10 protein-coding genes are annotated in these 12,589 nt (G+C 66.9%); 3 read left to right on the top strand and 7 right to left on the bottom strand.

Going from position 1 to position 12,589, the window contains the following annotated elements; translation table 11 throughout:
• Positions 1-30: 30 nt before the first annotated feature.
• The 3 genes from CYFUS_RS03300 to CYFUS_RS03290 all read left to right on the top strand — a co-directional run bounded on the left by CYFUS_RS03300 (position 31) and on the right by CYFUS_RS03290 (position 4,482).
• A complete protein-coding gene (locus CYFUS_RS03300; RefSeq protein WP_095983902.1) occupies positions 31-1,194 on the top strand; it encodes an endonuclease/exonuclease/phosphatase family protein in 1,164 nt (387 codons plus the stop codon).
• Positions 1,191-2,039, top strand: coding sequence for a hypothetical protein (locus tag CYFUS_RS03295; protein WP_095983901.1), 849 nt, complete (start codon positions 1,191-1,193; stop codon positions 2,037-2,039). Before CYFUS_RS03300 ends, CYFUS_RS03295 begins: the two co-directional genes overlap by 4 nt.
• A 139-nt stretch (positions 2,040-2,178) precedes the next feature.
• Positions 2,179-4,482 carry a protein kinase domain-containing protein gene (locus CYFUS_RS03290; RefSeq protein WP_232537335.1) on the top strand — a complete coding sequence of 768 codons (2,304 nt, stop codon included), beginning with the start codon at positions 2,179-2,181 and terminating at the stop codon, positions 4,480-4,482.
• A gap of 34 nt (positions 4,483-4,516) precedes the next feature.
• Here the strand turns inward: CYFUS_RS03290 and CYFUS_RS03285 are convergent, their stop codons facing one another.
• The 7 genes from CYFUS_RS03285 to CYFUS_RS03255 all read right to left on the bottom strand — a co-directional run bounded on the left by CYFUS_RS03285 (position 4,517) and on the right by CYFUS_RS03255 (position 12,528).
• On the bottom strand, positions 4,517-5,050 hold the full coding sequence (locus CYFUS_RS03285; RefSeq protein ID WP_157758214.1) for a DUF6580 family putative transport protein: 534 nt from the start codon (positions 5,048-5,050) through the stop codon (positions 4,517-4,519).
• Positions 5,051-5,171: 121 nt separating this feature from the next.
• Entirely contained in the window at positions 5,172-7,118 is a 1,947-nt protein-coding gene (locus tag CYFUS_RS03280) for an SAVED domain-containing protein (RefSeq protein ID WP_198316443.1), read from the bottom strand.
• Positions 7,119-7,152: 34 nt separating this feature from the next.
• A complete protein-coding gene (locus tag CYFUS_RS03275) occupies positions 7,153-7,596 on the bottom strand; it encodes a Mov34/MPN/PAD-1 family protein (RefSeq protein WP_198316442.1) in 444 nt (147 codons plus the stop codon).
• 44 nt (positions 7,597-7,640) lie between these two features.
• Positions 7,641-9,299: a ThiF family adenylyltransferase gene (locus CYFUS_RS03270; RefSeq protein WP_198316441.1), complete on the bottom strand. Its 1,659-nt coding sequence runs from the start codon at positions 9,297-9,299 to the stop codon at positions 7,641-7,643.
• A 101-nt stretch (positions 9,300-9,400) separates the two neighbouring features.
• A complete protein-coding gene (locus CYFUS_RS03265; RefSeq protein ID WP_095983895.1) occupies positions 9,401-10,465 on the bottom strand; it encodes a nucleotidyltransferase in 1,065 nt (354 codons plus the stop codon).
• Between the two features lies 1 nt (position 10,466).
• Positions 10,467-11,873 (bottom strand): hypothetical protein, encoded by a 1,407-nt coding sequence (locus CYFUS_RS03260; protein WP_095983894.1) that lies wholly within the window; start codon positions 11,871-11,873, stop codon positions 10,467-10,469.
• 4 nt (positions 11,874-11,877) lie between these two features.
• Complete coding sequence (locus CYFUS_RS03255) at positions 11,878-12,528, bottom strand: hypothetical protein (RefSeq protein ID WP_095983893.1); 651 nt, start codon at positions 12,526-12,528, stop codon at positions 11,878-11,880.
• Positions 12,529-12,589: the final 61 nt, after the last annotated feature.

The following is a 12,589-nucleotide window of genomic DNA, read 5'->3' as shown; positions in this document are numbered from 1 at the left end:
TGCTCCATACCGACGTAGCATCCACCGCGCATGAGACGACTCCGCCCGCTGCTCCTCCTGATGCCTCTGCTGGCCGGCTGTGAATGGGTGGCCGACCCGCTGTCCTTCACCCGGGAAGAAGTCCCCCGCTTCAAGGCCCACGCGGACCACCCCGCGCCGGTGGACAACCCCACGTCCCTCAAGGTGATGGCGTGGAACGTGAAGTACGGCGCCTGCCGCATCGACTTCTGGTTCGACTTCTGGGGCGACCGTGTCCAGATGTCCTCCACCGAGGTGACGGACTGCCTCACCCGGGTCGCGGCGCTCATCCGCGAGTACGACCCGGACATCCTCATGACGGAGGAGATCGAGGTCGACTCCAAGCGCAGCGCCTACATCGATCAGGTGCGCTTCCTGCTGGAGAACACGAACCTGCGCTACGCGGGCTACATGTCCACCTGGAAGGCGCGCTACGTGCCGTCCGAGGGCGTGGGCCGCATGGACCTGGGCAACGCCATCCTCTCGCGCTACCCCATCCTCAAGGCCGAGCGCATCCGCCAGGAGGATCGCACGGATCAGGATCCGCTCACGTCGACCTTCTACATCAAGCGCGCCATCGGCCGGGTGGAGGTGGACGTGGGCCAGGGCCGGAGGATCGCCGCCTACGTGGTGCACACCGAGGCGTATGACCAGGACGGCACCAAGCAGAAGCAGATCCAGCAGATCCACGACGTCCTGAAGGCGGAGACGCTGCCCTGGGTCATCGGAGGCGACTTCAACGAGCTGCCGCCCGTGTGCGACGAGCGCGCGGCCGCGGGCACTCCCGAGTCCTGTGAGGGCAAGCTGCGGCTGAGTGGCTTCCTCGACGAGCGCGAGAGCAGCAAGGGCACCGATTTCGAGCAGCCGCCCTACACGCCCAGCGTCATGAAGCAGTACTACGACGACTTCGAACCCTCCATTCCCCTCTCCCGCTACGGCGTGGGCGAGGCGAACCAGCGGCGCTACTTCACGCACTCGGTCCTCGGCCCGGACAGCATGAACGACCAGGGTGTGCCCGGGTACTGGAACCGCACGCTGGACTACCTCTTCATCCGCAAGGGCGAGCAGTGGACGGATACCGACGTCATCCAGGGGCCTGGCCCGTTTGGCATCCAGAGCGACGCGCTCCGGCTGTCGGATCACGCCCCCGTCGTCGGAACCTGGAGGCTGCCATGAAGGCGCTGCTGCTCTCTGTACTCCTGGCCGGCACGCTCGCCGCCGCCGATCCCCGCCCCGCGAGGGACACCGCGGACGTGGGCCCGCGAGGCTCCTGGAGCGTGGGCGTGTTCAACCCGTTGCGCCTGGCGATCCTCGACGGGGTCGAACTCCAGACCCATCCCCTCGTCTTCCTCGTGGCCCCCAACCTGGACGCCCGCTTCGCCCTGGTGCGCTCCTCGTCGGTGCGGCTCACGGCCGAGGCCGGACTGTCGCTGCCCACCTTCGGCCTGCGGCTCACCAAGGGCTACCTCTTCCCGGCATGGGCCACGAGCGAGAACGACATCGGATGGATGCTGATTCCGCGCGCGGGGCTGCTGCTGTCCGGCGACGTGGGCCGGCACGGCGTGTGGACGCTCAAGGCGGATGGCGCCTGGCGCGTGAAGCTCGGACCCAACAGCGCCACCCAGCTCCACTCCTTCCTCGCCCCCCTGGACATCCTGCTCGCCGCGCCGCTCACAGGCTCCTCCTACCGCGTGGGCGGAGCGTACGACCACGCCCTCTCCGAGCGGCTGCGCCTGCGCGGTGAGCTCAACCTCTACGCCACCGGACTCCAGGGCCGGCTCACCGTGTCGGGGACGGACGTGGGGCCCATCGCCGAGCTGTCCCCGCTCATCGTCACCGCCCACGTGGGACTCGACGTGGCCGTCTTCAAGCACAGCCGTTTCACCGTGGGTGTGTTGTGGGCCAACGCGGACCAGGGCGCCACCCGACTGGTGACGGGCCCGGACGGATACTCGGAGCGAGAGCGGGTGCGCGGCAACAACATCGTGCCGACGCTGGACTTCATCTGGGCGGGGCCCTGAGGCTCCATGGCGAAGGAGAGGGGGGACACGTTAAGCTCCACGCCCCTTGGCCGAGACACCTCCGTCCTCCCGCTCCCTCCCTGACGAAGGCGACCGCACCGTCATCCGTCCCCCATCCCCGGAAGACGGGGGAGGCACGTTGTTCGCCGGACGCTACACACTCCTGCGGACGCTGGGCCGGGGAGGCATGGGCACGGTGTACCAGGCACGAGACAGCCTGGTGGGCGACCTCGTGGCGCTCAAGATGCTGCAACTCGGCGAGCACGCGGGCCCGGAGGCGCTGGAGCGCTTCCGCCGCGAGGTCCGGCTCGCCCGCCGCATCACCCACCCCCACGTGGCGCGGATGCACGACCTGGGCACCCACGAGGGCCAGGCCTTCCTCACCATGGAGTACGTCCAGGGCGAGGACCTCCGCTCGCGGCTCGCCCGTGAGCGCACGCTGAGTGCACCCCACGGCGCGCGCATCGCCCTCGCCGTCTGCGAGGGGCTCGCCGCGGCCCATGCCGCCGGCGTGGTGCACCGCGACCTCAAGCCCGCCAACGTCCTGCTGGAGTCCGAGGGACGCGTCGTGCTCACCGACTTCGGCATCGCCCGCGCACTGGCCCGGGAGGCCGCCTCGAGCACCCAGGGCGCCATCGGCACGCCGCTGTACATGGCGCCGGAGCAGGTGGCGGGAGAGCCGGTGGATGCCCGCGCGGACCTCTACGCCGTGGGCCTGCTGCTCTACGAGATGCTCACGGGCCAGATGCCCTTCGGCTCGGACGAGCCCTGGGCGGTCGCCATGGCCCGCCTGCGCCAGCCAGCGCCCGATCTGCGCCAGCACCCGGGCATCCCCGCGCCGCTCGCCGAGCTGGTGAACCACTGCCTGGCGCGAGCCCCCGAGGAGCGTCCCGCGAGCGCGAGCGAGATCGCGCGGAGGCTGCACGATTGGCTCGCCAGCGAGGGACAGCTCGCCGAGCCGCAGTACACCTGCCCCGAGCCCACCGTGCAGCAGTGGCCCTCCGTGTCCGGCCCGCCCACGCCTCGTGCCACGCCCCGCTCCGCCCACACCCCGGTGACGCGAGGCGTGGCCATCCTGCCCCTGCGCTACCAGGGCCCTCGCGAGTCCGAGTTCCTCGCGGAAGCACTGACCGACTCCCTCATCGATCAGCTCGCGCGCGCGCGGGGCTTCCGGGTGCTCGGCAGCGGGGTGACGGCGCGCTTTCGCGACACGCGCGACCCGCGCACCGTGGCAAGCGAGCTGAAGGTGGAGCTGGTGGTGGATGGGACGATGCAGAGCGCGGGCAAGGCGGTGCGTGTCGCCATCCGGCTGCTCGAGGCGCGCTCGGGGACGCAGCTGTGGAACGACCGGTTCGAGTTCCCCTCCACGGATGTGTTCGAGCTCCAGGACAAGCTGGCGCCCCGCATCTCCGAGCATCTCCGGGTGGAGGGGGTGCTCTCCACCTGGAGCACGAGCCTGTCCCCCGAGGTGCTGGCGCTCTACCGCCAGGCGAACCAGCAGCTCTACAGCTCGTTCTGGTCCCTGAACGAGGGACCCCTGGCGATGATCAACGCGTGCCTGGAGCTGGCACCGGACTTCCCGCCCGCCCTGGCGCTGCACGCCGTCGCCAGCGCGCGCACGTGGTTCATGGGGACGAGAAACGCCAGCGACAACCTGGGTCAGACCGCTCGCGACAGCATCGAGCGGGCACTGCACCTGGCGCCCGACATGGTGGAGACCCACCTGGCGCGGGCGATGCTCGCGGCGCAGGAGAATGACTGGCGCCAGACGGTGCGCGGCGTGCGCAAGGCGCTGGACATCGCGCCCTACCATGCGCCGTCGATGCTGTACCTGGGCAACATGCAGTGCGAGTCGGGCCAGGCGGACGAGGGGCTCGTGCGCTTGCGGCTCGCCCACGAGCTGTCCCCCTCCCTGACGATGTCGCTCTACGAGTTCGCCCGCTGCAGCGCGCTGCGCGGACGGATGGAGGACTACCACTGGGCGGTGGAACGGCTGGCGGCCTCGCCTCCCCACCATTCCGCGACGGCGGCCTTGCGGCTGCGCGTCGCCGCGTGGAACCGGGACCTGGAGGAGCTGCGGCGTCACCGGGATTCCGTCACGGGTGGAGGACATCCCATCTCACACCTGGTGAGCCTCTATACCGCCGCGATGCTGGGCGAGTTGCCCGTCTCCGAGGTCGCGGCCCAGGTGGACCAACGGCTGCTTCAAGACAACAGCCCGCGGTTCGTCTCCCTGCTGTGCCAGCTCACGGCGGAGGTGCTGTGCCTGTGCGGCGAGCCGGACAAGGCCCTGGGCTACTTCCAGCGGGCCGCGGACACGGTGCTCATCGACCTGGAGTGGATCGAACACTGCCCGGCACTCGAGCCCCTGCGGGCGCTGCCGGGTTTCATGGAAGGGCGCCGCAAGGTGCGCGCCCGGGTCGAGGCCATCTGGGCCGGATGAGAGCCCGGAAACAAGGGCTCAGAGCAGCAAGGGCTCAGGCGGTAGCGCGAGCGACGGCCGAGCGCCGGGCGGCGCCGACGAGCGCCCAGGCGCCGAAGAGCATCCCGGACCAGAAGAGATCGCCCAGGAGCGAGTTGCGCAGGAACGGCAGGGCGGCGACGTAGCAGCTCACGAGCCCCGAGAGGGAGTACTCGTACATGCCGGAGGACAGCCAGACGGCGAAGTTGGTGCCCACGAAGAAGAGCGCCGAGGAGCCCACGGCGCCGGCGCCCACGGTGGTCACCGCCAGGCGGCGCTTGAGCACGGCGCTCAGCAGCACGGGGGCCATGAGGCACAGGTAGACCACGCCCATGACCTTGTAATCGTAGACACCCAGCACCGCGTCGCTGATGAGCATGCTCGCCAGGGGCACGCAGGCGGCGAACGACATGTGCCGCATGAAGTAGCCAGAGAACAGGGCGGTCGCGGCGATGGGCGTGAAGTTGGGCTCATGGGGGAGCAGGCGACCGGCCACGCCGAGTGCCACCAACATCAAGAACATCCCCACCTCGGTCATCCATGCTTTCATGAGTCCTCCAGATCCTGGAATCCAGGAGCTTTATCCCCCGTATCCCTACCCGTCAACTGGGCCCGGGTGCGTGTCGGAGCCCCTGACACACCCGTCGACCGTTCATGACCTCGAGTGGAGCTCAGAAGACATCAACGAGCGGTGAACCCGTGGGATCCGCGCGAAGCCAGAGCCGCCACTTGTACCGAGGAAGCTCCTGGGCTCCGTAATTATACACGCAGCAGGCGGGCAGACCCGTCGCGGCCAATGCCTGGCCCAGCCGGAACGCGATGCTGACGGGGACGGATGCGAAGACATGAAGAGCCTGAATGCGGCTGTTTCCCGCCACGTACCGATCGAGCGCCGCTCTGATTTGTTGAATGTACGCCTGGACCTGAGCCTCCCTCCTGACGATTCCCCTCTGTGGCGTCTTGACGGTGAAGTGAAGATCCAGCCCCACGTCTCGAGAAGGCAGGACTTCCTCGCAGTCGTTGACGTTCACGGTCGCGGAGATCGAAAGCCGGAGCCTGGCAACGCTCCCCGTCGCATACTCACTCCGCTTCTTCCTCAAGGGAGGAAAACTCCCCGTCGCGTCGCGCATCCAGGTGAAGCGCTCGACCTCGCGATCGTACTCGACCACATGCACGGGGCGGGTGTTGGCCAGGAATCCCACGAGGACCGCCAGGGGGATGTAGGGAAAGCCGTAGTAGACGAGTTCGGTATCGCGCTTCGTGAGGAGTTGGAGGAGTTCACCTTCGGGCGATAGCAGCCATTTCACCTCGTCTCCCAAGCGCTCCCAGTTCCTGCCCTTGAGCGCGAGCGTCTGGTCGATGACGACCTTTCGGGCCTCGCGGTTGGAGAAGAGGGCGGGGACATCGTCGGCCCCGGGCGCGACATATGCCCTGTCATAAGCCTCATGACAGAGAAGGACGAGCTCCCCGCTGCGGGTGGGAAGCACCCGAGGGGCTGGCGTTGAGCGGCGGAAGGGATCCAGTGCCGCGTCATCTCCTTCCCGGGCGTAGAGTTGGAGCGAGGCCCAATCCAGCGATTTTTGCAGGAACAGTTGTTGGCGCGCCGCGACCAACGCGGTGCGCAGATGACCGCTGCCCCCCAGTAATTCCTCGTAGAACGCCTTCGTGAAGAGGATGGAACCCGTTCCCGACAGCGGCAGCCTCGATGCGATGACGGCGGGGATGCCCTGTCGGTGAAACGCCTCCGCGATACTTCCCAGCAGGTGGGCCGGAGTTCCCGTATGACTGCTCTGACATACGCACAGGACGATCAGCCGGGGCGGCTTCTCGATCGTCGAAACCAACCGCCGGATATCCGATGGAGTCAGGTAGTCCGGCCCCTCCTCCCGGTCCTCGGAGTTGAGCACGAGGCCGCAGGTGTTTCCCTCCAGTTGCTTGCCATGGCACAACAGGTGCAGCACGTCGATGGGACGATCCGGGTCGCGCAATGCCAGCGCCAGGGACTGACGGTTGGCGTTGGACAGGAATGAGAGTTCCGTCCTGGCGGAGATGATGCCCGCCCTCGACGACCGAGCATCCTCGATCGCTTCGCGATGTTCAGCGAACGGTACGCGCTCACCCGCGGCGGAGCATGCCAGGAGGATGCGGATGGTGTCCTGGCCCGCATCCTGGGATTGGGTTCCAGGCCATTGATAACGGAGGAGGAAATCGGGCAGCTCTCCGAGCAGCGTTCCACTGACGCGCAGAGGCAGGAGTTCCCATGGTAGATAATACAATTCGGCGGCATGCGAGCGGATGGTCAGATGAACGGGCCGCTTCTCCCTGAGTGCTTTTTCCAGCGCTTCCTCGTCCGCAGCCCAATCCGCTGTGTCCAGGAACTCACGAAGGCGTCTTCCAATCCGAGCCACGGCGAGGTCATTGGGGCGAAGTGCACTCAAGCCCGCGAGATCCTTTTGGAGTTGAGTGTCATCCCATGGGAAGAAAGCGGGTTTGGGAGCGCCGTAACTGCGCATGACGATATACTCCTCTCGCTCATAGGAGAAGTTGTAGGGGTCATGCGTCTTGTTCTTCCGGAGGAATTCGAGGGAGAGTTCTTCGACTTTGGAGGTTCTTGGCATTCGCGCCATACCAGGACGCCCTCAGGGTGGATTGTTACCTCATCTCTTCCAACGGGAGGATGACGCCCGAACGGCGGCGGCCCTCCCACATGCGCACCTGCTGGGTCCCCACGATGACGAACAGGAGGAACTCCGCCTCGAAGCGATCCTCGGCCAGACGTCTTCGCCACTCGGAAAGGTCCACGAGGGACGGTGTTGGCGTGGCCTCCGGGTGGGTATGCCACTCGCCGAGGTAGTGGCAGGTGCCCTCCGATTCCTTCCACCGCTGTTCGATGAGCCACTGGTGCGCCCGCTGGTGTCGGAAGAAGGAGAAGCGCGTGCGCCGATCTCCTGGCATCGGGCTCGACACCTCATCCACCACCACGGCCTCGCTGTCCACGATGTAGCGGCCGAGCAGGATGCCCCCGGCTTCCGGCTGCCGGGCCCCCACCTGCCGGAAGGAGTGCAGGCGCTGGAAGACATCCACGCTGAGCTTCACACCGGCACCTCCTTGCCGTCGGAACACGAGCCCCTCGGATGGATTCACGTCTGACATACGGCGCAATCCGGGCGGATGTACGCGAGTGTTTCCGCGAAGGCTCCGGTCTGGGACTCGTAACGGGAGGTGACTTCGTACCCCGCCTGGAGAAAGGCACGTGCATCTCCCTTCCATGACTGCAGGGGAGCACCCTCCACCTCTCCCCGAAGCACCCTCAGGGCGAGACGGGCGGTGAGCTGCGCGGTGTTCTGCGCGTCGAGATCCCCAAAGGGCAAATACCGGCCTCCACAACCGAACGAGTCTCGGGTGTATGCCTCGCCCGGCTTCGCGAATGCCGCCAGGTTCTCCAGGGCCGCGCCCCGGACGGGGTGGTCGTACAGGCACTCCAGACACCCTCTCGCCGGGCTCTGTGAAGCTCGGCCATGGGTCAGCAGGGCGTGCCCTCCCAACCCCAGGGGTTCCAACCAGCAGAACAGGGCGGGAGCGTTCCGGTGGGATGACCAGATCCTCCGGTTCAGCTCGAGTTCGATGGTGGGATTGCCCAGAGCGGCGATCACCAGGTCATGTGAGTCCAACGTCTGTGGTCGCTCATGGAGGAACGCTTCGAGCCGCTGCTGGTAGGGGCTCACGGTGATGTAGGGAACGAGCCGCTCGATCTCCTGTCTGAGTCCAAACACCTTGGGCATGCCATTCCGAGCGATTCCACAGACGTGGCGGTACGTATTCGCCAGCTCGAAAACGTCCCCGTCCACCAGGGTCAGCGAGCCCACACCGGCTCGAGCCAGTGCCATCGCCAGGTATCCGCCCACCGCGCCACACCCGGCGAGCAGGACCTTGCGCCCGCGCAGGTGGGGATCCGCCCCACCCCTGGACGCCAGGAAGGGCGCATCCCTGCGCTGCAACTCAATCTTCTCGACACTCCCGCCGTTTCCTTCATGGGCCAATGGATGTCCACCTCGTGTGTCATGGAACTGGATGCCAACGAGCGCCCGCTCGCCTTCCGGACGCCGCACCCCCAGGATGACCAGCGGGGAGTGTTTGCCGCTACGACCCAGGAGCTTGTCCAGCACACGCCCATCCCTCGACGGCAGGGCACGTACGTACTTTCGGAGTTCACTCAGGGTCGCGAGCTTGTCCGGATGGAAGGCGGGATCCCCGGCGAGCGGGTCGATGGGGATGTAGATCGCGTTCCGCAGCGTGCACGGTGGTAATCGTGAGAAGTCTGGCGAGAAGCGGGCCGGTTCCCGGGGATCGTCCGCCACGGCGAGCAGGAGCTCTTCGAAATAAAGAGCCTTCGTCAGGCGCGGCCGATCATCTGGAGCCACGAAACATGGCACTGGAAGTCCGCGGGGCGAGCCCTTCCAGTAGGAGATGAGTTCTCGTGCGAACTCCGCCGCGCGGTCTCCGGTGAGAATCTGATGGAGAAGGCGATGCGCCCGCACGAGTGTCTCGCGGAGGATTCCCCAGGGATCGTGTACATCCAGAAGGAGGTCGGACTCCGCTTCAATGCAGAGCCTGCCATCCGTCAGGATGTGGGGACGGCGCTCCACCCGAGGCGAGATGCTGTCGATGAAGACCTTGGCCAGGCACAATGGAAAGGTCGGCGGCAGCTCGACTCGAACCCCAATCTCATACCCATCCATGCGGATGAGGCCCCGGAGGAACTCCCGGCGCCCTCCATCCGTCAAGAGGAGGGATTCCATCTCTCCCCCCTCGATGAGTTCCTGGCATCGGCTCAGGTGCTCCAACAGCGCCCTCCGCATCGAGGCGGAGAGCGGAATACCCGAGGGAGACGGAGGGAGGCTCAAGCGGACGTGCCACTCGTGGTCGTGGCGATGCCGCGCACGGCTCCCGTCTTGCTCTTGTCGGGCACGGGAAATGCCTCGCCAAACTCCTTGAGCATCCGCGTGCACGCATCGACGGGGTCCAGCTCGTGTTCCACCGCATCGAGCTGGTCCCTGAGTTGAATCAATCTGTCGCGGAAAGTCGACATCTGTCCCGAGGTCATCCGCTCGAAGATGTCACCGTGGGGAACCACGGGCACCCGCACCTCGAGCCTGTAGAGTGAAGAGCCGTCCGTCTTGTGCCCCGCCAGATGGAACTCCCGAACCATCCGGTCGACGAAAGCCCGCATGGCCGTGCGGTCATCGAAGGCGATCGGGCCCGAAAAGGGGCGTTTGATGCTCGGCACGAACCACTGACCCGCGGCCACCGTGAGGCCGATTCCCGACGGCGCGTTCTGCCCGTCCGTCTTGAACTTCTCCGTCTTCCACCGCTTCAAGGCACGGATCACCCTCAGGAACTGGGCTTCTTCTTCCTTGTTGGAGAACCGGTTCTCCACCCAGTCGCAGAGTTCCTGGGGACTGGACTCCTCCCATTTGCGATCGCCCAGGCCCGAGCCGTGCTCGCCCTTGGCGATGACGAGGCGCGAGGAGTTCGCGTGCGCGTAGACGTAGACGGCGAGATCGACGTGATAGGCCTGCTCACCGTTCTGCTTGTAATACACCGTGACGCAAGAGCGCCGCATCCTCGTGGGAATGGAGGTATGCCCTTCCAGGGCATCCGCCACCACTTGCTTCAACGCGACCGGATTCGAGTATTTCGTCTGATCACAGTTGAAGCGCAGTCCCACGTCGATGTCGTACTCTCCCCCCTCCGCGGGCTGGATGCCCGTGCCCATCTGGTAGCTGCCCTGATTGAACGTTTCGAACGAGGGGATGTCGGCTCCAGCTCGCCGCATCGCCTCGAACTTCTCGCGCAGCCGACGGTGGATGGCATCTCGCTTCTCACGCAGCATCTGGTTCTCGTCGAACCGTTTGAGCCGGATGTCCTCGTCGAACTGCTCGAAATACTTCTGGATGTTGGCCATGTCAGGCCTCCTCGGTGGATGGGGGATGGGGCAGCCGCGCCGCGGGATCTCCCAGCAGCACGTAGGCCATGAGGTCTTGCCGTTGCAGCCACAGGTAGGCATGAGCTGCGGCGTCCATGGACGGGCGCTCGCTGCCCCTCAGCGCGTCCTGGGCGTGCCGGGCCGTCAGCTCCATGTTGGCGTCGTTGAAGAAGTCCAGGAGCGCGCGCATGGCGTTCCCGGCGCGATGGCCGAGCGCGAGCGCCCTCAGCACACTCCAGAAGCGCGAGGACGTGCGCTGGCCCCGATCGATGAAACCGCAGGACCAGGCGAGGTCCACGTGTCCCATCACCGCGAGCGGACCCTCGGGGTTGGCCAGCGCCGCCTGGGGTAGCGCGGCGATGAAGGGCCGCTCCTCGCCCCGGGTCGCCAGCCACGACAGGACTCGCTGATAATCCGAGCCCCGGGTCGCCAGCCGGCGCAGGAAGGGAGTGTAGAGACCGCGCGCCGGCGTCCCCGCGCTGAAGCACGCGAAGCAGAACCACATCCCCCCGGCCAGGAAGGGGCCGGTGGCGAGGTCCGCGCCCTCCAGTCGCCGTCGGCGCGAGAGGATCAGTGCCCCCTGGCCGCTACGCCGTGCGGACGCATGCGCCTCGCCTTCGGGCAAGCATGCCCCGTGACTCACGGACAACAGGACCGCCGGGCCGGGTTCCGCGGCGGCCTCCAGGAGGTGTCGTTCAGGCGCCTCCGGCTCGTAGCGCAGTTCCCGCGCTTCAACCCCTTTCAATGCGCCCGCCTGCTGCCGCCGCCGGAATGTGTCCAGGCAGGGCTCCACCAGTTCCCGATGCCCCAGCCTGGTCGCGGAGGAGTCATCCCTCGCGGTGTAGAAGAGCAGGCGCGTGCGGGTTTCGCAGGCGGCCGCTCCCTCCCAACGCAGGACTTTGGAGACATAGTTCGCGTAGCCCACGTCCGAGGCGAATGCCAGTCGGCCGACGAAGGCATCCGTGGACAGGGCCTGCTGTAGCTCGAGCGACACGAGGTCCAGGTCTCCGAGCACCAGCAGGTAGCGGGGACGCTCTTCCTCGGGCACGTCATCATGCCGGAAGACCTGCTTCTTCCAACGCGAGGCGCCCCCGGCGTCCAGCCCGGTGGGGACCACATAGACCCGTGCGGGAGCGCCTTGCTGGGCCTCCCGTGCCGCGCGCAGCGGAGCCACGAGCGAAAGCAACCGCTCGCCCTCCGGCCCTTGTGGAATCACCAGCCCCCAACGCTGGCGCGCGAGGTCATCGAGCCCGCCGCTCGAGTCCCATAGCCGCGAGGGAGGCTCCAGCGGCGCGATCGGTAGTTCCGCCAGGGCCTCGTCCTCGATTCCTCCGGGCAACACGGGCTGCCCATCCTCGAGTCGGGCCAGCAACAATTCGATGGGCATGACGTCAAGGAGCGGGAGGAAGAAAGAGGTACTCGCCCACGACGCTTTCGGGCAGTGGGGGGACGGCGAACAACTCCACGTGACAGTCCTCCCGTCGCAGGCGCGCGAGGAGTCGCGGCAGGTCCTCCGTCACGCTTCCCTTGAGCGCGAAGAGCACCGTGGGTGGGGACCCGTGGAGTCCAAGCACCAGGAATCCGGACGGGTCGCGCACGGGGACGAGGATGGCGCGTCGCGCGGCGGATCCTCCCTGGGCCCACAAGGGGGCGCTTCCCCGCGCCGGATAGGCCTGGACCCGGTCCGATGCCAATCCAGCCACGGGCGGCTTCGGGGGAGCCTCGAACTCGTGGCCCTCGAAGGGCGGCGGAGCACCGTACTTCTCGATCAGCTCCCTTGGGACCGGTGGCAGGGCGTACAGTCCCACCCGTGCGCTCTCACGCAGCATCCGCTCGATGAAGAACCCCAGGTTCTCCAGAAGCGAGCCCCGGGCAACGAAGCTCACCTCCGCGGAGGCCCCGAGAACGCCGAAGGCCACGAACAGGGAAGGATCGGGAGCTGGCATCAAGAACACGCGGCGGGTAGCCGTGTCATTCGAGGGCCAGAGGGGCACGTCATTGGGAAACTCGAGGTCGTGGAAGGGCGGCGTCGATGGGCTCAAGAGAGGCTCCGGTCCTGGAGGCGGTGATGCGTGACAACCCGCTCTCAAGACGCGGACGACG

It is taken from the genome of Cystobacter fuscus, assembly GCF_002305875.1.
Classification (GTDB): Bacteria; Myxococcota; Myxococcia; order Myxococcales; family Myxococcaceae; genus Cystobacter; species Cystobacter fuscus_A.
Note: the sequence above shows the minus strand (reverse complement) of the source record. Positions and strands in the feature narration are given on the sequence as shown.

What these genes read in the sequence shown, in the direction of transcription:
- CYFUS_RS03260 (WP_095983894.1), bottom strand. Translation starts at nt 11,873, where the DNA reads ATGCCCATCGAATTGTTGCTGGCCCGACTCGAGGATGGGCAGCCCGTG.
- CYFUS_RS03270 (WP_198316441.1), bottom strand. Translation starts at nt 9,299, where the DNA reads ATGGAATCCCTCCTCTTGACGGATGGAGGGCGCCGGGAGTTCCTCCGG.
- CYFUS_RS03300 (WP_095983902.1), top strand. Translation starts at nt 31, where the DNA reads ATGAGACGACTCCGCCCGCTGCTCCTCCTGATGCCTCTGCTGGCCGGC.
- CYFUS_RS03265 (WP_095983895.1), bottom strand. Translation starts at nt 10,465, where the DNA reads ATGGCCAACATCCAGAAGTATTTCGAGCAGTTCGACGAGGACATCCGG.
- CYFUS_RS03285 (WP_157758214.1), bottom strand. Translation starts at nt 5,050, where the DNA reads ATGAAAGCATGGATGACCGAGGTGGGGATGTTCTTGATGTTGGTGGCA.
- CYFUS_RS03295 (WP_095983901.1), top strand. Translation starts at nt 1,191, where the DNA reads ATGAAGGCGCTGCTGCTCTCTGTACTCCTGGCCGGCACGCTCGCCGCC.
- CYFUS_RS03280 (WP_198316443.1), bottom strand. Translation starts at nt 7,118, where the DNA reads ATGCCAAGAACCTCCAAAGTCGAAGAACTCTCCCTCGAATTCCTCCGG.